The following is a 19,310-nucleotide window of genomic DNA, read 5'->3' on the forward strand; positions in this document are numbered from 1 at the left end:
GTGATAATTTGAAGAGAATAAATGTATTAAATGAAGATACTTTTAATAAAATAGCAGCTGGTGAAGTTATTGAAAAACCATTTTCAGTAGTGAAGGAATTAGTGGAAAATGGTATAGATGCTAAGGCTAAAAATATATCTGTTGAAATAGAAGATGGAGGAAAACATCTTATAAGGGTTACAGATGACGGAAATGGAATTCATCCAGATGATATACAAAAGGCTTTTATGCCTCATGCTACCAGTAAAATAAATAATTTAGATGATATATATAAGGTAAATACAATGGGATTTAGAGGAGAAGCACTGGCAAGTATAGCTTCTATATCACATACTGTTTTAAAAAGCAGGACTTCGGATTTTGATTTTGGAAAAGAAATTGTAATAGATGGCGGTACGGTAAATGGAATAAATGAAGCAGCCGCTAATGTGGGCACATCTGTTGAAGTTAGAGACATATTTTTTAATGTACCTGCAAGACAAAAGTTTTTAAAATCCTCCAGTAGGGAAACTTCATATATATCGGACATAGTAAATAGATTGGCACTATGTAATCCAGATATAAGCTTTAAACTCATAAATAATGGTAAAAAGGCAGTTAATACTTATGGTACATCAAATTTAATAGATGCTGTGAGATCAATATATGGTAAAAAGGTATGTGATAATATAATAAGCTTTGAAAAACACTTTGATATTGTTTCAATTTATGGTTATATAGGTAATTCTGAAATAAGCAGAGGAAGTAGAAACAATCAAAGTATATTTGTAAACAAGAGGTACATAAAAAACAAGTTAATAACTGCAGCTGTAGAAAATGCTTTTAAATCTTTTATTACAATAAATAAGCATCCATTTTTTATCTTATTTTTAGATGTATTTCCAGAGTATATTGATGTAAATGTGCATCCAACTAAATCAGAAATCAAATTTAGGGATGATAGGTATGTATTTAAAATAGTATTTGATACAGTACATGAAGCACTTCGTGAAAGTCTCAAAAATTCATTTAATATAGAATCTGACACTACTGCAGAAAGTGATGGTATATTAAATAAAATCATTGATAAACCTAAAGAAAAGAAAAATGAGGAACGCAGTGTTGTTCAAATACCAATAGATTTGCAATCTGATAAAAAAGGTTATTATATAAATAAAGAAATTGGTAATAATGATAATTATAGTCTTATACACGACAACCATGATGCACCAAATGTAAATGAAACTAATTATAAAAGCAATTTGGATGTCAATTATGAATCAAATCACAATGATACTATAAAGAAAGATACAGATGATAGTTTAGTACCTAAATTTCCTAAACTAAATATAATAGGACAATTTCACAGCACGTATATATTGTGTGAATATGATGATACGCTTTATGTTATAGATCAGCATGCTGCACATGAAAAGATACTATTTGAAAAATATAAAAAGGATATAAAGAAAAACAAGATAGTTTCTCAACTATTGATTTCACCGGCAATTTTGGAATTATCGGCAGATGACTTTTCTTATTATATTGATAACAAGGATTTATTTAAAAATGCTGGTTTTCATATAGAGTTATTTGGAGAAAATACATTAAGCATAAGAGAAGTACCTATGATACTCGGTAAACCAGATTTTAAGCGTTTGTTTATTGATATACTGGATAACTTAAAAAATATGGGTTCTGGTGAAACTTGGGAAGTTAAATATGATTTAATAGCCAGGTTAGCTTGTAAAGCAGCTATCAAAGCAAATGATAGTTTAAGCTCTTTAGAAATGAATCATATTGTTGATGAATTGAGATTCTTAGATGATCCTTTTACGTGTCCGCATGGAAGACCTACTATAATAAAGGTTACGTTAAATCAATTCGAAAAGAAGTTTAAAAGGATACAGTAATAGGAGTGATTAGTATGAAGAATTTATTTATTTTAGCAGGTCCTACTGCTGTTGGCAAAACCGACATATCGATAAACTTAGCAAAAAAGTTAAATGGAGAAGTTGTATCTGCAGATTCAATGCAAATATATAAATATATGGATATAGGTTCTGCAAAGGTTACAAAATCCGAAATGCAAGGAGTACCGCACCATCTTATAGATATTGTAGATCCAAATATGAATTTTGACGTTTCTCAATACAAAAAACTTGCTCAAGAAACAATAGACGAAATAACGTCTAGAGGGAAATTGCCGATGCTCGTGGGAGGTACTGGACTTTACATAAATTCTCTCGTGTGTAATTACAGTTTTACAGAAGCATCTACAGATTTGGAGTATAGGAAGTATCTTCAGAATCTTGCACTTAAAAATGGAAAAGAATATGTACATGAATTATTAAAAGAAGTTGACATTGAATCTTATAACAAGCTTTACCCAAATGATTTAAAAAGAGTTATAAGAGCTCTAGAAGTTTATAAGCTGACAGGCAAAACTATAAGTGATTTTAATAAGGATAATGATATATACGATATACCTTATAAAATTTATTACTTTGTACTTACTATGAACAGAGCTAAATTATATGATAGAATAAATAAAAGGGTAGATATAATGATAGAAAAAGGTCTGATAGACGAAGTCAAAAGTTTAAAAAGAATGGGATATACTTCAGAAATGCAGTCAATGAAAGGCATAGGGTATAAAGAAATACTGTACTATCTCGATGGAAAAATAAGTTTAGATGAAGCTATCTATATGATAAAAAAGGGAAGTAGAAATTATGCTAAGAGACAATTAACATGGTTTAGAAAAGATAAAAGAGTTATATGGATAGATAAAGATGAATTTAATGCAGATAATCAAATTGCAGAATACATATGTAAAAAAGTTCAAGAATTAAAGAATTTATAAAATTAAGAGGAATTCATTAGATTATATAGAATATATAAAATAAAGATTATGGAGGGGAAGTATATGAGTAAAACGGTCAATAACTTACAGGATATATTTTTAAATGGAGCTAGGAAAAATAAAACTCAGGTTACTATTTATTTGACAAATGGTTTCCAAATAAAAGGTAATGTAAAAGGATTTGATAGTTTTACTGTAATTTTGGATTGTGATGGAAGGCAGATGATGGTGTATAAACACGCAATATCTACTATCAATCCATCAAGACCAGTTTTGTTTAATAATAATCCTTCTGAGTAATAGTTTTTAATATTAAAACGTAGATAAAATGGGATAGGCAATATTTTGCTTATTCCCTTTTTTGTGATATAATAATAGCTTGAATTACAAATAAAGCATATTGGAGGTTTTAATACAAAAATGATAGATTTAGAAAAACAAAAGTTAAAAAGTATATATCATATAAATGATAGGGTATTTGAACTTTATGATCAAGCTATTAAAGATGTAAGAGAACAATTTGAAATATATGATGATATAAAAGGATATAATCAATTAAAAGTATTACATGCATTTCAAAGTGAAAGAATAAGTGAATCCCATTTCACAAATTCATCAGGATATGGATATGGAGATATAGGAAGAGATTCACTAGATAAAGTATACGCTAAAGTATTCAATTCTGAAAGTGCACTTGTAAGACCACATTTCGTAAATGGTACACATGCCTTGGCTACTGCACTATTTGGCAATCTGAGACCCAACGATACTATGATATCAGTATGTGGAACTCCTTATGATACATTACATAATGTTATAGGAATAAGTGGTAATAAAAATATAGGTTCCTTGAAAGAATATGGAGTAAAATATAAACAAGTAGATTTAACATCGGAAGGAAAACCTGATTTTGATAAGATAAAGTCTGAAATTGAAAATGATGAAAGTATAAAATTGGTACATATCCAAAGATCTACTGGTTATGGATGGAGAAAATCATTTCTAGTATCAGAAATAAAAGAAATTATAGATTTTGTAAAAGGTATTAATCCTAAATTAATATGTTTTGTAGATAATTGTTATGGAGAATTTATAGATACAATAGAACCAACAGAAGTTGGAGCTGACTTAATAGCAGGATCACTTATTAAAAATATAGGCGGAGGTATAGCTCCAACAGGCGGTTATATAGCAGGTAAGGAAGAATATGTAACTCAAGCATCGTATAGACTTACGGCTCCAGGAATAGGCGGGGAATGCGGCTCTACTTTTGGTGTTATGAGGCTTTTATATGAAGGACTCTTTTTGGCACCGCATATAGCTATAGAAGCATTAAAAGGAGCCATATTTTGTTCAAGAATAATGGAACTTGCTGATTTTGAAGTACTTCCTAGGTACACTGACAAGAGGAGCGATATAATACAAGCAATAAAGTTTAACGATAAAGAAAAACTTATAAACTTTTGCAAGGGTATTCAATCTGGCTCTCCTATAGATTCGTTTGTGCAATGTGAACCATGGGATATGCCTGGATATGAAGATCAGGTAATTATGGCAGCAGGATCCTTTGTTCAAGGTTCTTCAATAGAACTCTCAGCTGATGCACCTATTAGAGAGCCATATATAGGTTACTTGCAGGGAGGACTTACTTTTGAACATGCTAAAATTGGTATACTTATTGCACTTTCGAGTATTCTAAAGTAAGAAAAACTTATAGATAGCGTCTGTAGAGACCAACTAATTTGCCAATAATCTTGCAATCTTGTACGATTATTGGTTTCATTGTTTTGTTTTCGGGTTGAAGCCTTATATGATCTTTTTCTTTAAAAAATCTCTTTAAAGTAGCTTCATTTTCTATTAAAGCTGCAACAATGTCACCATTTTCAGCTGAATTAGTTTTTTCTATTATACAAAAATCTCCACTAAATATCCCTGCATCGATCATGCTTTCACCAGATACTTTTAATATAAATAATTGATTGCTGCTTTTAACATAGTCTGCTGGTAATGGAAAAGTATCTTCTATGTTTTCTACAGCTAATATAGGAACACCTGCAGTAATTGTTCCTATAATAGGTATATTTATCATTTCTTTTCTGCTCATTGAATTTTCTACAACTTCTATAGTTCTTGGTTTTGTAGCATCTCTTTTTATAAGTCCTTTTTTCTCCAAACGTTCAAGATGACCATGGACTGTAGAGGTAGAACTTAATCCAACTGCTGCACCAATTTCTCTTACAGATGGTGGGTAGCCTTTTTGCCGTATATGACTTTTTATAAATTCATATATTTCTATTTGCTTATTACTTTTAATCCTTGCCATAAAGAACACCTCACTAACTTACTATATTTTGAATTATATCACATAATAATATAAATATCAAACTTATGTTCTGTTAGTGATTAAGCCTTTACTATATTGGGTACCGCCAACATTTCCGACAAAACCCACGCTAAGACGAAAAATGGGTGAAAATTCAACTTTTCACCCACTCTAAGACATATCATGGATTAGTTATATTTAATGGTCTTAGCTCATTAAATTCAGGAATATTTTTAGAATCAAAATTATATTCTCCAAGTAAATTAATGTGTTCCCAGCTTAATGGAGATATATGTTTAAGTAAGCTTTCATCAATTGTCTGATTTTGCTTTATGTAGTCTATTGCTTTTTGTAAGTATGTAGTATTCCAAATACTTATTGCATTTATTAAAATATTTAAAGCACTTGCTCTTTGAAGTTGATCCTGCAATTCACGTTCTCTAAATTCTCCACGTTTTCCAAAGAATACAGCTCTTGCAAGAGCATTCATAGCTTCACCTTTATTAAGTCCTCTTTGTATACGTCTTCTAAGGGATTCATTAGTTATATAATCTAAAAGAAATATAGTTTTTTCTATTCTTCCCATCTCTCTAAGAGCTGTGGCTAAAGCATTTTGCCTAGCATAAGAACCTAATTTTCCCATTATAAGTGAAGCAGTAGCTTTCCCTTCCCTTATTGAATGTGCTAATCTTAAAACATCATCAAAGTTTTCTTCAATAATTTTAATATTTATATGACTATTTACAATACTTTCTATTTTAGGAAAATTGCTAGCTTTTCCAACGCAATATAATTTAAGTTCTGATATATCTCTAATTCTAGGGGCAAACCTAAATCCTAATAAGTGACTTAATCCAAAAACCTGATCAGTGTAACCTGCTGTATCCGTATAATGCTCTTGAATATTTAAATCTGTTTCATGATAAAGAAGTCCATCAATTACATGAACTGCATCTCTAGCATTAGTATTTATTACTTTTGTATAGAATGTTGAAAATTGATCACTTACAAATCTGTACATTGTTGTACCTTTACCAGTCCCATAATGAGGATTAGCATTAGCATATAAGGATGAAACACCAACCTGTACACGCATACCATCACTTGATGAAGTACTACCATCACCCCAAAATGCTGACAAAAATAATTTATGATGGTAATTAACTAATGTAGCTTGTGCTTTTTTCATGGCATCATCATATAACCTCCATTGAGCTGAATTTGCCATTTGTTTATAAGATATGCCTGGCGTTGAGTCTGACATCTTTGACAATCCTATGTTAGTTCCTATAGCCATTAGAGCTGCCATAAGAATTGTTTTTTCTTCACCTTTAGCAGAATTCCCAGTTGAAGCATGAATAAAACTCCTATCAAAGCCTGTCCATTTTGATACTTCTAAAAGTAGATCAGGAAGCTTAATTCTAGGTATCATCTTATAAAGTTTTTGACTTAATTGCATTGCTTCAGGCGGAGTATCTTTTTTTAATCTATCTATATGTATTTTTGAATTTTCAATAACTACATCTTCCAATTTATCTATGTTTTTTGAGAACCATTTTAATTTGTCATTTAATGATTCTAATCTTTCTGTAATATATTTTTTGACATTAAGATCTACAGCAAGTTTTGTGCCTGCTTGTTTAGCTATGTTCCATTCATCATAAGATAATAAATATTCTTCGTAGACTAGTTCTACTGATTTTCATAATCTCTTATTGACTATTTGTCAATAAGAGATTATAATCAAGCTTGTCAAGACTAACCAACATAATAAATGAAAAATGGAGGTACGCAATTATGAGAATACTTGTTTATGGTGCAGGAGTGTTAGGATGTAATTTAGCACATTTACTCTATAAATCCAAAAAGAATGTAACGCTTCTTGCAAGAGGAAGTTGGTATGAGGAAATTAAACAGAATGGGCTAACAATCAGACATAAATTTAAGATTAAAAATACAAATGATAAAATATGTGTGATTAATTCTTTGACGGATCAGGATTTCTATGATGTAATCTTTGTTGCTTTGAAATATACACAACTTGGAAGTATCATTCCGATTTTAAATAAGAATTCGAGTAGAAATATTGTTTTTATTGGGAACAATACAAATGCAAAAGAGTATTTAGATCTATTGAAAGAGAAAAACGTATTTTTTGGATTCTTTAGTGCAGCTGGGCAAAGAACCAATAAATATGTTGATTCTTTTTATTTAAATGAAATGACGATTGGAAGAATAGATAATTCTCATGAAAGTGATGAATGGATAAAGAGCATTTTTCAGGGAACAAAAATGAGACTTACCATTGAAAATAAAATGGATGATTGGCTAAAAAGTCATGCAGCATTGATTCTTCCGTTTGTATATGCAGCATATTATACAGGGTATAATTATAGAAAAATCAAGAGAAATAAGATGGTTTTGTATAAAATTATAGATTCTGTAAGAGAGTATTATGATGTGTTAAAAGAACTTGGGTATGAGGTGTTGCCGAAGAGTGATTACGAATTTGTTACCTCGAAAAAAATCAAGTGTTATATGTTTTTAAAATTGTGTTGCTATACGTCACTTGGAGATCTGTGCGTATGCGATCATGCAAAAAATGGTAAGAATGAGATGATAAAATTAAATGATGAGTTCCGAGAATTGTTAGCAAATGCAATGGTGAGAACACCCAATGCAGATGTTCTTGAAAAATACATACCATCTAAATAATAAGGAGGAATCTATGACGAAACGAATCAATGATACAAAACAAAGAGAAAAGCAAATAGTACAGGCTGCTCAAAAAATATTTCTAAAAAAAGGATACTTTAGAACAACGATTGACGATATTGCCGCAGAAGTAGGGGTAGTAAGGGGAACAGTTCTTCACTACTATAATAGTAAGGAAAAGTTAATGGAAGCAGTGCTAAATCATAAGGGTGATTCCTTTATACCATACGTTACAAAGATTATTGAAAATCAGGATGTTTCTGTAACGGAACGTTTGCACAAAATTATAGAACTGTGCTCAGAGCAGTTTTCAAATGTCAAACCTCAATTGATAAGATACCAGAGAGATTATGAAAAATTTCGTTTTCTTCTTGATCAGATTAGGATTCAAACGTTTTATCAACTGTGTGAGCCCTTTCAAAAGCTGTTAGATGATGGTTGTAAAGAAGGTGTCTTTTGTATCCATGATACTAGAGCCAGAGCAAATAGTATTGTGTTTGCAATATTTGGAGTAACCGGTGCTGACATCTCAACTGAAGCACTCCTTGCAGAACTACAAATTATAATTAATAAATTTACTCAATCACATATAAATTAAGCACTCTTGATGAAAAAATATCTAAAATAAATACTAAAAATAAAGATGTGTCCAAATTGTTTTTAACTATTTGGACATCAGTGGCTCAAGCTTAGGCAAATAAAAGGTTAGTTGAAAAATTAATTGACGATTATTTTATATCAGGAAAAATAACTCAACTATAATTGAGTTATTAAAAATCAAAGTAAGAAAATTATTATATTGGGTTAAGAACCGACATTTTCAGCAAAATTCATGTTAAATCATAAAACTAAGAGTTTTTACTCACATTAAGGCAGTATTATCCATGAATATACCATAAAATATAAAATTTCAGTGTTTTAGTACTTTATCTGTGGTAATGGTTTTATAATATAAAAGACACTTATAAAGCTGCCGCTTATAAGACTTATAAGCAAGTCCATTGAACTTAATTCTTTAACGTGGGATTTGTCGGAAATGTTGGCTGCACCCCTATATAGTATAATATAAAAATGCAGTAAATATTTGTATTACATTATATTGAAAAACATACAAAATAAATATTTTATGTAAATATTAAATAAATTGTGCAAAACTACTGTTAAATTTGATTATTTTTATATATAATAATAGATAGTAAGAATCAACTTATAAAATAATTTAATTTGGAGGGGGAGTGTATAATAATGAGTAAAAATGGATATTGCATATTTGATTACAATAAGCTATGTAATAATTGTGGTGAATGTGATAGATGCGATATAGATCCAAGTAAGAAATGTAACAACTGTGGAAAATGTCTAGAAGAAGGGGGATATGATATGAAAGCTATAAAGATTGATGAAGTTGTCATGGGTGATGAAAAATTAGATACAGATGAAAGTTCAAAAAATTCAGTAAAAATGGTAAATACAGCAATAAAAAGTACAAACACTGGACTCAACTGTCAAGATAAAAAAACATGTACAGATAAAGAAATTGAAAATGATAATACTAAAGACGAAGAAATACATACAGATGTAGATTCTTCAAATAACTGGAAACCAAACATAGAATATATAGATGATGTAGAAGGCTTAAATGATTTACTTAAAGACATAAAGAAACTCGACGAAGTTGCTTTTGAAGAATTTCCTGGGCTTATAAGATTTAAAAATGAAAGATATAAAAATTAATAGGGGACAGCAGCTGATATTTTTATCAGCTGCTATTCTTTACTTAGAGGATTTGATTTTACAGCTTCTCTTAATTCTTCATCGTCAACGTGAGTATATATTTGAGTAGTTGATACATTTTCGTGGCCCAGTATTTCTTGTAAACTTCTTATATCTACATTTCCGTATTTATACATAAGAGTTGCCGCTGTATGTCTTAATTTATGAGGAGTATATTTTTGCGTATCTAAGTTAGCTTTTGCTAAGTATTTTTTTAACATCAATTCTACGGAACGTTTGTTGATTCTTTTATAATTTTTGCTTATGAAAAGGGCATCTTTATCTATTATTTTATCTATCTTCTTATTTCTAATATTTAAATATGAAGAAATTGCTTTTAAACAAGCATCATTTAAATAAACAGTTCTTTCTTTATTCCCCTTTCCTATTACTTCTAATATATCGCCTTTGATTTTAGAAATGTTTATTCCGCATAACTCTGAAAGTCTTAAACCGCAATTTAAAAATATAGTGATTATACAATAATCTCTTTCTTTATACTTTCCATCAATTGCGTTTAGAAGATTCCTGCTTTCATCTAAGGTTAAATAAATTGGATTTCTTTTTTCTATTTTTGGAGATTCAAGTTCTAAAGCAGGATTATCGGATATAACTTTAGCCTTGCCATATAAATATTTAAAAAAAGACTTAATAGAAGCTACTTTTCTTGCCCTTGCATAACTCCCATTGTTTCTATAATTTTCAGCAAATGATATAAAAGCAAAGAGATCATTTAATTTTATTTTCTTTAAAAAAACATCATCTATGTCATTTATTTTTATTTTTTCAAAATCACAGTTATTTGGCACCATACCTCTATACAATTTCATGAATCTAAAAAACATAGTCAAATCTGACTTATATGCTGATGTGGTGTTTTTAGACTTACCCTTTATAGTTCCTAAATAATTTAGAAAGTCATTTAAATACTCAGGAAGATCAGGATTATATATATTATTTAACCTATAATTCATAATATTAGTCTCCTATTCTCAATACAACTTCGCTAAATGTATATTTAGCGAAGTTGTATATAATAAAATAAAGCAAATTTGCAGTACATACAAGTAATATATACTGTAAATTTTGATTTAGTATGCATAGCTTGTACAAATCATTAAATCATTTGAATATAATTTGATTACATTGAAAAATATGTCAAATCAAGTATAATCTTTTTATAAAAAATAAAATTGCTGCATTTATAGAAATCTACATTTACATTGGTTTTAAAATTTTATTTTTAAAATTACAGAGATCGTGTTATTTTAAAATTGAGGATTAATTATTGGGATTATATTTATAACTGGTTGTTCATATGGATGGTTTTTCTTAATTTCAATTAAAACTTTTTCAATTAAACCTTTATGGCAGCAAAACTCTAATTTACATTCTTTTGATTTACATATTTGACCAACAGTTCCCTTGAAAGGATTAGCACCTTCTAGAGGTCTCCAGTATCCTGTAGTTTCTGAAACAGAAATACAATTATCATAATTTTCATCAATAGTTAAAGCACCTATATCATTAAGGTGACTTCGCAAGCTATCCACATATTGTTTTGGAATATATGTTTCTACCTTTACATTATCAAAATTAAAATCCATTAAATGCTCACCTTCTATCATTGAATTTTAAATTATTGATATTAATTTTATCTATCAAAATTATACCCTACTGCTTTAAATATGTCTATGACATTTAGTTGTGTGAAATTTCTTAATAATTGAATAAAACTAGCATTTTTGGTTAAAAATATACAAAAGAATAAGATATAGGAGATTTTTATAAATGATAGTTGGAATTCCTAAAGGATTGTTGTATTGTAGATATTCACCTTTTATAAATACTTTTTTTAAAAAGCTTAATGTAAAAGTTGTAACTTCCCCTGATACTAATAAAAAAATATTAGATATGGGAGCAAAATTTTGTATTGGTGAAGCATGCTTACCCATTAAAATTTTTCATGGGCACATTGCATATTTAAGAGATAAATGTGACATTATTTTAATACCACGTATTATGAAAATAAAAAAAGAAGAATTTATTTGCCCTGAATTCTGTGGACTGCCTGAAATGGTAATAAATGATGTACCTAATATGCCTAAAACCATAACCTACCCTATTTATGCTTTTTCAAAAAAAAGTTTAAATAAGTGGATTTTAAATACTGGATTTTTATTTACTAAAAACTACTTTAAAATTCAAAGGGCTTATGAAGCTGCAATATTAGAACAAAAAAGACATATATTTGGCGTAAATGATAATGATTGCAATTTGAAAATTGCTCTAGTTGGGCACCCGTATAATTTATATGATAACTTTAGTAATATGGATATAGTAAATAAATTAAAACGTCTTGGTATAGGAATAGTAACTGAAGAAAAATTAGATAGGAGTATAATAAACCTTCAAGTTAAGGATCTTTTAAAAAAGCCATTTTGGACATTTGCTAAAAATTCTTATGGTTTTTCTACATATATGGCCAAAAATAAAATGGTTGATGGCATAATATATGTATCTTCTTTTGCATGCGGCATTGATTCAGTAGTAGTGGAACTAATTAAAAATAAATTAGGCAACTTCCCTATTATGGTATTAAAAATAGATGAACATACGGGTGAAGCTGGATTTAATACTAGACTGGAAGCATTTGCAGATATGATAGAAAGGAGAAAATATAGATGAAAATAACTTTTCCCCACTTTGGATATACCTATCTTGCTGTAAAAGCAATTTTTGATGGTTTGGGCATAGATTATGTAATTCCTCCTATAAATAATAAAACTGCTATTGAAATAGGAACTAGATATTCTCCAGAAGAAATATGCCTGCCATTTAAAATTATGATTGGCAATTATATTCAAAGTATAGAACAAGGTGCTGATACAATACTCATTATTGGAAGCTGCGGTCCATGTAGGTTTGGAGAATACTGCGAACTACAGATGAATATATTAAAAAAACTAGGATATGGCTTAAACATTATTGTGCTAGATAAGCCATCTGCAATAGGAATAAAAGAATTGTTGAATAGATTATATAAAATTTCTTCTAGCAGCTCAGTTGATACTAGAGAAAAGTTAAGGACTTTGTATACTGCAAATAAGATCATAAATTTATTAGATAAAATAGAGAGAAATGTCCATTTATTTGCAGGATATGAGATGAAAAGAGGCTGGTATAAGAATATTTTTAAGGAATGCATCAAAAAAGCTTATGACTGTAATGATCCTTATAGTATGTTAAAATTACTTGAACATTATGACCTTATGATAAGAAAGGCACCTTTAAATAAAAAGAAGAAACCACTTAAAATAGCAATTGTAGGAGAAATATATACTATAATAGAACCATTTGCAAATCTTTATATAGAAGATAAACTTATGGATTATGAAGTTTGCTCTTATAGAAGGTTGAGTCCTAGTTGGTGGATTAAGAATACTATACTAAGTATATTCAACCTCAATTCTATTGATATAAGGAAAGCATCGAAAGAATATCTTCCCCTATCAATAGGTGGTTATGCAAGAGAATGTGTAGGAGAATCGCTAATTGCAAAGAAAGATGGATTTGATGGTGCTATTCAAATATTGCCTATGGGATGTATGCCAGAAATCGTTTCAAAGTCAATATTACCATCAGTGTCTAGAAATAATGACTTTCCAATAATGACACTAATAGTAGATGAAATGACTGGAGAAGCAGGTTACTTAACTAGAATAGAAGCATTTTTAGATTTACTTGAGAGGAGAAGAGAAAATAATGTATCACATGGGAGTTGATGTTGGTTCTGTTAGTACCGACGTAGTAATTACAAATGAGGATATGAATATAGTTGATTCACTATATTTAAAGACAAAAGGAAGACCAATAGATGCAATACAATATGGATTTAAAATATTAAAGGATAAGTATAAAAATAATGAAATAGCATCAGTTGGAACAACAGGAAGTGGAAGACAAATAGCTTCATTTTTAATAGGATCTGATATAACAAAGAATGAAATAACATCACATGCAATAGCTGCTTTAAGTGTTGATAAGGATGTAAGAACCATAATTGAAATTGGAGGTCAAGACTCTAAAATAATCTTGCTAAATGATGGTATAGTAACTGACTTTGCAATGAATACTGTATGTGCTGCCGGAACAGGTTCTTTTTTAGATAGGCAAGCTGAACGATTGTGTATACCAATAGAAGAGTTTGGAAATTATGCTCTAAGGTCTAAAGAGCCTGTTAGAATAGCAGGAAGATGTGCTGTATTTGCAGAATCAGATATGATACATAAGCAGCAATTAGGATATAGTGAAGAAGCTATAATAAAAGGCCTTTGTGATGCGCTAGTTAGAAATTATTTAAATAATTTAGCAAGGGGCAAAAATATAAAATCAAAGGTATTTTTTCAAGGAGGAGTTGCAGCAAATGTAGGTATGAAATCTGCATTTGAAAAAACACTTAACCAAGAGATAACGGTTCCAAATAATTTTAAAGTTATGGGTGCTTTGGGTGCAGCAATTTTATCAAAAGAATATATAGAAAAAACATGCAATAAGACTAAATTTAAAGGGTTTGACATTGCAGACACAAATATTGATTCTAAAAATTTCGAATGTACTGGCTGCCCCAATAGATGTGAAGTAGTAAAACTTTTAGCCAAAGAAAGTATTATAGGATTTTTGGGAGATAGATGTGGGAAATGGAGTAATCGTAAGGCTGTTTAGACAAATATCGATTTAAATATTTTTATTCATTTGTGTTATTATAGTATTATGTACAGTATTTTATTACAAATTATAACGTTATAATACAGGGGGATAACAATATGGATGATGAGACAATAAAAAACAAATTACAAAAGGCTTTTAATGAACTTATTCCTTACATGCAAAATTTTTTCGAAGATGAAATTGCTTTTACAATGTCAACCACGGATCATTTTATAAAAGTTGTAAATAGTAAAAACATAAATATGAACGCCAAAGCTGGTGATAAATTAAGACCTGGAGGAGCTGCATATGAATGTATTAAGGCTAAAAAAGTTACATCTTTAATAGTACCCAAAGAGGTATTTGGAGTTAAAATCAAGGCAATTGGGATTCCTGTAAAAGATCAAAATAATAATACAGTTGGAAGCATAGTTTTGGTAAAGTCTTTAAAACGAACTAATGAAATTAAAGTATTATCACAAAACTTATTGGATTCAGTTGGTAGTATATCACAAGTTTTAAAGGCAATAAACTCTGCAATTCAAGACACAGTTACTAATAATAGCAAAATCTTGGCAGAAGTAAAAGATGCACAAGATAATGCTAAAAATTCAGATGAAGTAATTAACTTTGTAAAAGGAGTAGCTTCTCAAACAAATCTTCTTGGGTTAAATGCAGCAATAGAAGCATCTAGAGCTGGTGAACACGGTAGGGGATTTTCTGTTGTAGCTAGTGAAATACGAAAATTGTCCAGCTCAAGTAGTAAATCAATTAATGAAATTAATGAAATATTAGTTAAAATAAATAATTCTATAAATAACATAGCAGAGAGTATATCTAGTACAACGGATACTTTTGGAAATCAACTTGAGCAGTTAAAAGGAATGGACGGATCAATACAAAATTTAGATTCAATGGTCCTTGAACTTGAAAAGTTAGCTAAATAAATCTAAGAAATGAGTTTAAATAAAAACTTAAACTCATTTCTTATTAAATTTTATATTACTTAACCCCTACCCTATTTTCTTACTTTAGCAATTGAAGTTTTTCCCACAACTCATTATAATTTTTCTTTAAATTAATTATTTTAAAGTTTTGGTTTACAAAAGCTTGAACAGTCTTACCTTTAGCTAGTAACTTATTATCTTTTTCTCTAATTACATTGTATGCAAAAATAACTTTTACTGGTGTTAATTCATCTACATTAGTTTCTATTCTTATTTTATCATCATACTTTGCGCCTTCATAATATTTACAATGTGTTTCTACTAGAGGCATCATTATGTTTTCTTCTTCAAGTTCTGAATAATTAATGCCTATTTTTTTTATAAATTCGCTTCTTGCCATTTCAAACCAAATATAATAATTTGAATGATGCACTATTCCCATTTTATCAGTTTCGGCATACCTAACTACTAAACTTATTTTATCTATATACAAAAAAATCACCCCCCTACTCTATTCTTCGAATTAATTAGTATATATAGATTTTAAAAATACAATTACATTTTACTACTTATTATGTAAAACTTAAAATTATTTGAAATTAGCAAATTATATGCAGAAATCTTTGCAAAAAATATATTAAAGAGTTTATAATGTTATAGTAAATATCTTAACTAGATAAGTAGGTGATTTTTTGTATAAAAAGGGAGACTTCCATATACACTCTAATTCTTCAGATGGGAAATTTACTCCTGGAGAAATTATAAAGATGGCTAAGTCAGAATGTGTAGATATATTATCTATAACTGACCATGATACTGTAGATGGTCTAGAAGAAGCTTTAAAGTTCGGAGAAATAGAAAAAGTAAAGGTAATCCCAGGAATAGAATTATCCACCTTATACAAAGAAGAAAAAGTTCATATTCTTGGGTATTTTAAAAGTACAGAACAGATAAGTTCAAGTTTTAAAAGTTATTTAAAAGAAATGAGTGACTATAGACTTTATAGAGCTAAAAAGATTGTGGAAAATCTTGAATCAATTTTTAATATAAAACTTGATTTTGATAAGATATTAAATGAGGCACATGGAGTTATTGCAAGACCACATATTGCAGCAGAAATCATAAATGAAGGATATAATTATAGCTGGAGTTATATATTTAAGTATTTAATAGGAGAAAATAGTCCAGCGTATGTTCCAAATAAGAAATTGAACTTAGAAGATGGAATAAAGTATCTTAAATCAAACAATGCACTCATAGTTTTAGCACATCCTGTACTAATAGAAAACTTAAACTTGGAAGAACTTTATCAGATGCAATTTGATGGAATAGAAGCAATATATCCTGCTAATACCAAAGGTCAAGTAAAAATGTTCAAAGAGGCAGCTTTAAAATATGATAAAATAATTACTGCAGGTTCAGATTTCCATGGTATAGTAAAAAAAGACTCAAATCATGCACAAAAAATAGGAAAAGTATTCTTAAACTCTAAAGATATAGATATATTTTTAAAAAAACTAGACAGTAAAATATAATACTGTCTAGTTTTCGAATCTAGCTTATCATATTATTTTTTTAAAATCAAAATAATTTGATGGAAAGACATCTAAACTTAAGCTTCTAATAAAAATGCATAGTATCCATTAAATGCTTCATATATATCTGCTTTACTTGCTATTTCCCAAGGTGCATGCATATTTAAAAGAGCAACTCCGCAATCTATAACCTGCATATTATATTCTGCTAGTATATAAGCTATAGTTCCTCCACCGCCTTGATCAACCTTACCAAGTTCGGAAGCTTGCCACGATACATTATGTTTATCCATTATACTTCTTATTTCTGCAATGTATTCTGGATTTGCATCATTTGAACCTGATTTACCTCTAGCTCCAGTATACTTATTGAATACTATTCCTTTTCCAAAGTAAGCACAATTATTTTTCTCCATAACTGAAGGATAATTTGGATCAAAAGCTGCACTTACATCTGATGATAGCATTTTTGAACTTGCAAGGGCTCTTTTTAATTTTAATTCACTATAATCTCCACATAAATTAATTATTTCTGCAACAGCATATTCAAAAGATTTTGAATGCATACCAGTTGCACCTACACTACCTATTTCTTCTTTATCAACAAATAGTGCTGCACAAGTTTTTTTAGGATTATTTATTTTCATTATAGCTTCAAAGGAAGTGTATGCACAAACTTTATCATCATGACCATAAGCCATTACCATACTCTTATCAAGTCCATAATCTCTAGCCTTTCCAGCTGGTACTACCTCAAACTCAGATGATACAAAATCTTCTTCTACAATATCATATTTTTCATTTAATAATTTTAAAATATTTTTCTTTACTCTTTGTTTTGTATCCTTATCTTTAACAGGTATGCTGCCAATTAAAATATTTAAATCTTCGCCTTCAACTAACTTATCACCTTTCTTTTCCATTTGGTCATGTGCAAGGTGGATTAAAAGATCAGAAACTCCAAATACAGGATCATTTTCATCTTCTCCAATTGAGACTTTAATTTTACTACCATCCTTCTTTACTATAACCCCATGAATTGCAAGAGGAAGAGTAACCCACTGATACTTTTTTATTCCTCCATAATAATGAGTTTCAAACATAGCTAAATCTGTATCTTCATATAGAGGATTTTGTTTTAAGTCAAGTCTTGGTGAATCAATATGAGCACCTAATATACACATGCCTTCTTCTAGGCTCTTTTCACCTATTACAAACATTGCTAAAGATTTACCTTTGTTATTTACATATACTTTGTCTCCAGGTTTTAAGGATCTATTTTGTTTTATAGCATCATTTAAATCCTTGTATCCATTTGATTTTGCCCTTGATATAAATTCATCTACACATTCTCTTTCAGTTTTGCATTTTGACATGAAATTCTTGTACTTTTCTGAAAACTCAAATAATTCCTTCATATCATCCTTTGAATATTTGTTCCATGCGTATTCATACTTTTTTGTTAGATCTTTACTCATAATTAATTACTCCTTGTCATTTATTTTATATCCATTTCTTTTTTTTAAAAATGTAAATAAGAATTAAAGATATTGATATCATTGCTATAACTATATAATAATACCCATTGTCTAATTTTTCAAATGGCATACCTTTTAAATTCATACCATGCATACTTGTAAGTAAATTAAGAGGTAAGAATATAGTAGCAATTATAGTAAATATTTTCATTAATTCATTAGTTCTATTAGCAATTTCAGATTCAAAGGCTTCACGTACTAAGGCCAAATCTTGTACAAGACTTTCTAATGTAAGCATAAGCTTTTCTACTTTTTTATTCAAATTTATAAAAAGTATTATATTATCCTTTTCAATAATTAAGTTTTCATTGCCTACTAAACTGTCACCAATGTATCTTAAAGGACTTAAGTACTTTCTAATTTTATAAACTTCTCTTCTTAAATTTATTACACCGTTTATCTGATCACGTTTTAAATTTTTCAAAATACTTATTTCAATTTCATCTGCTTTAGTTTCTAGAGAAGCTATTATATCGTAATTATTAATTATTATTCTATCCAGAATGTAGTAAAGTAGTATTGAGACCTTTGGGGTTTTCCTTAAAGCAAAACAATTTTTAAAATTTCTTATATCATTAATCAAATCATCTAGAATATCTATATTTTCCTTATATACAGTAACTATATAATCTCCAGCCAAAAATATATTAAGCTCTTTGGAATTTACAGTTTCTTTATTATAATCCAATATATTTAAAACCATAAAGGTATATTTGTTAAAAAAACTTATTTTTGAAGATTGATTAAAGTTTTTACATTCAAGTACACTTTCTTCATCTATCAAAATAAGTTTTTTTAATTGATCTATTTCTTTAACATTTATATGTATCCAATAATGACTTTTACCCAACTCAAATTCATGTTTAACTTCCTTAAAGTTATTTACTATATCAAATATTTTCATAAATTACACCACCAGTGAAT

General features: G+C 29.0%; 18 protein-coding genes and 1 pseudogene. 12 read left to right on the plus strand and 7 right to left on the minus strand.

Annotated features, from left to right (window positions below; genetic code table 11):
• Window positions 1-8: 8 nt before the first annotated feature.
• The 4 genes from mutL (at window position 9) to EBB51_RS07080 (ending at window position 4,549) form a co-directional block, all read left to right on the plus strand.
• A complete protein-coding gene (gene mutL, locus EBB51_RS07065) occupies window positions 9-1,892 on the plus strand; it encodes a DNA mismatch repair endonuclease MutL (protein ID WP_123053816.1) in 1,884 nt (627 codons plus the stop codon).
• Window positions 1,893-1,906: 14 nt separating this feature from the next.
• Window positions 1,907-2,845, plus strand: coding sequence for a tRNA (adenosine(37)-N6)-dimethylallyltransferase MiaA (gene miaA, locus EBB51_RS07070; protein ID WP_123053817.1), 939 nt, complete (start codon window positions 1,907-1,909; stop codon window positions 2,843-2,845).
• Window positions 2,846-2,908: 63 nt separating this feature from the next.
• Window positions 2,909-3,145 carry an RNA chaperone Hfq gene (gene hfq / locus EBB51_RS07075; protein WP_123053818.1) on the plus strand — a complete coding sequence of 79 codons (237 nt, stop codon included), beginning with the start codon at window positions 2,909-2,911 and terminating at the stop codon, window positions 3,143-3,145.
• A 120-nt stretch (window positions 3,146-3,265) separates the two neighbouring features.
• Window positions 3,266-4,549 (plus strand): methionine gamma-lyase family protein, encoded by a 1,284-nt coding sequence (locus EBB51_RS07080; RefSeq protein WP_123053819.1) that lies wholly within the window; start codon window positions 3,266-3,268, stop codon window positions 4,547-4,549.
• A gap of 7 nt (window positions 4,550-4,556) precedes the next feature.
• Here the strand turns inward: EBB51_RS07080 and lexA are convergent, their stop codons facing one another.
• Together lexA and EBB51_RS07090 are read right to left on the minus strand one after the other, a co-directional pair.
• Entirely contained in the window at window positions 4,557-5,168 is a 612-nt protein-coding gene (gene lexA / locus EBB51_RS07085; protein WP_123053820.1) for a transcriptional repressor LexA, read from the minus strand.
• 181 nt (window positions 5,169-5,349) lie between these two features.
• Window positions 5,350-6,852 (minus strand): annotated as a pseudogene (locus EBB51_RS07090) (Tn3 family transposase); the annotation flags it as partial.
• A gap of 113 nt (window positions 6,853-6,965) precedes the next feature.
• Here EBB51_RS07090 and EBB51_RS07095 point away from each other — a divergent pair.
• From EBB51_RS07095 to EBB51_RS07105, 3 genes are all read left to right on the plus strand, one after another.
• Window positions 6,966-7,883, plus strand: coding sequence for a 2-dehydropantoate 2-reductase N-terminal domain-containing protein (locus tag EBB51_RS07095; protein WP_123053821.1), 918 nt, complete (start codon window positions 6,966-6,968; stop codon window positions 7,881-7,883).
• A gap of 13 nt (window positions 7,884-7,896) precedes the next feature.
• Entirely contained in the window at window positions 7,897-8,481 is a 585-nt protein-coding gene (locus EBB51_RS07100; protein WP_190285241.1) for a TetR/AcrR family transcriptional regulator, read from the plus strand.
• A gap of 647 nt (window positions 8,482-9,128) precedes the next feature.
• Window positions 9,129-9,617, plus strand: a complete 489-nt coding sequence (locus EBB51_RS07105; protein ID WP_123053823.1) for a hypothetical protein — start codon at window positions 9,129-9,131, stop codon at window positions 9,615-9,617.
• A gap of 32 nt (window positions 9,618-9,649) precedes the next feature.
• Here EBB51_RS07105 and EBB51_RS07110 read toward each other — a convergent pair whose 3' ends face one another.
• Together EBB51_RS07110 and EBB51_RS07115 are read right to left on the minus strand one after the other, a co-directional pair.
• Entirely contained in the window at window positions 9,650-10,630 is a 981-nt protein-coding gene (locus tag EBB51_RS07110) for a tyrosine recombinase XerC (protein ID WP_123053824.1), read from the minus strand.
• Between the two features lie 294 nt (window positions 10,631-10,924).
• Window positions 10,925-11,263, minus strand: coding sequence for a divalent cation tolerance protein CutA (locus EBB51_RS07115; protein WP_123053825.1), 339 nt, complete (start codon window positions 11,261-11,263; stop codon window positions 10,925-10,927).
• 184 nt (window positions 11,264-11,447) lie between these two features.
• Between EBB51_RS07115 and EBB51_RS07120 the strand changes: the two genes are divergently transcribed.
• From EBB51_RS07120 to EBB51_RS07135, 4 genes are all read left to right on the plus strand, one after another.
• Window positions 11,448-12,344 carry an acyl-CoA dehydratase activase-related protein gene (locus EBB51_RS07120; protein WP_123053826.1) on the plus strand — a complete coding sequence of 299 codons (897 nt, stop codon included), beginning with the start codon at window positions 11,448-11,450 and terminating at the stop codon, window positions 12,342-12,344.
• Entirely contained in the window at window positions 12,341-13,441 is a 1,101-nt protein-coding gene (locus tag EBB51_RS07125) for a 2-hydroxyglutaryl-CoA dehydratase (protein WP_123053827.1), read from the plus strand. Before EBB51_RS07120 ends, EBB51_RS07125 begins: the two co-directional genes overlap by 4 nt.
• A complete protein-coding gene (locus tag EBB51_RS07130) occupies window positions 13,422-14,381 on the plus strand; it encodes an acyl-CoA dehydratase activase (protein ID WP_123053828.1) in 960 nt (319 codons plus the stop codon). Before EBB51_RS07125 ends, EBB51_RS07130 begins: the two co-directional genes overlap by 20 nt.
• 101 nt (window positions 14,382-14,482) lie before the next feature.
• A complete protein-coding gene (locus EBB51_RS07135; RefSeq protein WP_123053829.1) occupies window positions 14,483-15,313 on the plus strand; it encodes a methyl-accepting chemotaxis protein in 831 nt (276 codons plus the stop codon).
• A 79-nt stretch (window positions 15,314-15,392) separates the two neighbouring features.
• Here the strand turns inward: EBB51_RS07135 and EBB51_RS07140 are convergent, their stop codons facing one another.
• Window positions 15,393-15,806, minus strand: coding sequence for a thioesterase family protein (locus tag EBB51_RS07140; RefSeq protein WP_123053830.1), 414 nt, complete (start codon window positions 15,804-15,806; stop codon window positions 15,393-15,395).
• Between the two features lie 199 nt (window positions 15,807-16,005).
• On the opposite strand from EBB51_RS07140, the gene EBB51_RS07145 reads away from it, so the two are divergent.
• Window positions 16,006-16,848 (plus strand): PHP domain-containing protein, encoded by an 843-nt coding sequence (locus EBB51_RS07145; RefSeq protein ID WP_123053831.1) that lies wholly within the window; start codon window positions 16,006-16,008, stop codon window positions 16,846-16,848.
• Window positions 16,849-16,925: 77 nt separating this feature from the next.
• On the opposite strand, the gene EBB51_RS07150 is transcribed toward EBB51_RS07145, so the two are convergent.
• Both EBB51_RS07150 and EBB51_RS07155 read right to left on the minus strand, forming a co-directional pair.
• The gene (locus EBB51_RS07150; protein WP_123053832.1) at window positions 16,926-18,326 is read right to left on the minus strand and encodes an aminopeptidase; all 1,401 of its coding nucleotides are present in this window, start codon (window positions 18,324-18,326) and stop codon (window positions 16,926-16,928) included.
• Window positions 18,327-18,351: 25 nt separating this feature from the next.
• Complete coding sequence (locus EBB51_RS07155) at window positions 18,352-19,290, minus strand: magnesium transporter CorA family protein (RefSeq protein ID WP_123053833.1); 939 nt, start codon at window positions 19,288-19,290, stop codon at window positions 18,352-18,354.
• Window positions 19,291-19,310 lie beyond the last annotated feature (20 nt).

Source organism: Clostridium sp. JN-1 (assembly GCF_003718715.1).
Taxonomy (GTDB): domain Bacteria; phylum Bacillota; class Clostridia; order Clostridiales; family Clostridiaceae; genus Clostridium_AV.

Bases quoted from the DNA above. Each gene is read 5' to 3' on its own strand.
- EBB51_RS07110 (WP_123053824.1), bottom strand. From the start codon at position 10,630: ATGAATTATAGGTTAAATAATATATATAATCCTGATCTTCCTGAGTAT.
- EBB51_RS07115 (WP_123053825.1), bottom strand. From the start codon at position 11,263: ATGGATTTTAATTTTGATAATGTAAAGGTAGAAACATATATTCCAAAA.
- EBB51_RS07155 (WP_123053833.1), bottom strand. From the start codon at position 19,290: ATGAAAATATTTGATATAGTAAATAACTTTAAGGAAGTTAAACATGAA.
- EBB51_RS07105 (WP_123053823.1), top strand. From the start codon at position 9,129: ATGAGTAAAAATGGATATTGCATATTTGATTACAATAAGCTATGTAAT.
- EBB51_RS07120 (WP_123053826.1), top strand. From the start codon at position 11,448: ATGATAGTTGGAATTCCTAAAGGATTGTTGTATTGTAGATATTCACCT.
- hfq (WP_123053818.1), top strand. From the start codon at position 2,909: ATGAGTAAAACGGTCAATAACTTACAGGATATATTTTTAAATGGAGCT.
- EBB51_RS07080 (WP_123053819.1), top strand. From the start codon at position 3,266: ATGATAGATTTAGAAAAACAAAAGTTAAAAAGTATATATCATATAAAT.
- EBB51_RS07130 (WP_123053828.1), top strand. From the start codon at position 13,422: ATGTATCACATGGGAGTTGATGTTGGTTCTGTTAGTACCGACGTAGTA.
- EBB51_RS07135 (WP_123053829.1), top strand. From the start codon at position 14,483: ATGGATGATGAGACAATAAAAAACAAATTACAAAAGGCTTTTAATGAA.
- EBB51_RS07125 (WP_123053827.1), top strand. From the start codon at position 12,341: ATGAAAATAACTTTTCCCCACTTTGGATATACCTATCTTGCTGTAAAA.
- EBB51_RS07100 (WP_190285241.1), top strand. From the start codon at position 7,897: ATGACGAAACGAATCAATGATACAAAACAAAGAGAAAAGCAAATAGTA.
- EBB51_RS07150 (WP_123053832.1), bottom strand. From the start codon at position 18,326: ATGAGTAAAGATCTAACAAAAAAGTATGAATACGCATGGAACAAATAT.
- miaA (WP_123053817.1), top strand. From the start codon at position 1,907: ATGAAGAATTTATTTATTTTAGCAGGTCCTACTGCTGTTGGCAAAACC.
- EBB51_RS07095 (WP_123053821.1), top strand. From the start codon at position 6,966: ATGAGAATACTTGTTTATGGTGCAGGAGTGTTAGGATGTAATTTAGCA.
- lexA (WP_123053820.1), bottom strand. From the start codon at position 5,168: ATGGCAAGGATTAAAAGTAATAAGCAAATAGAAATATATGAATTTATA.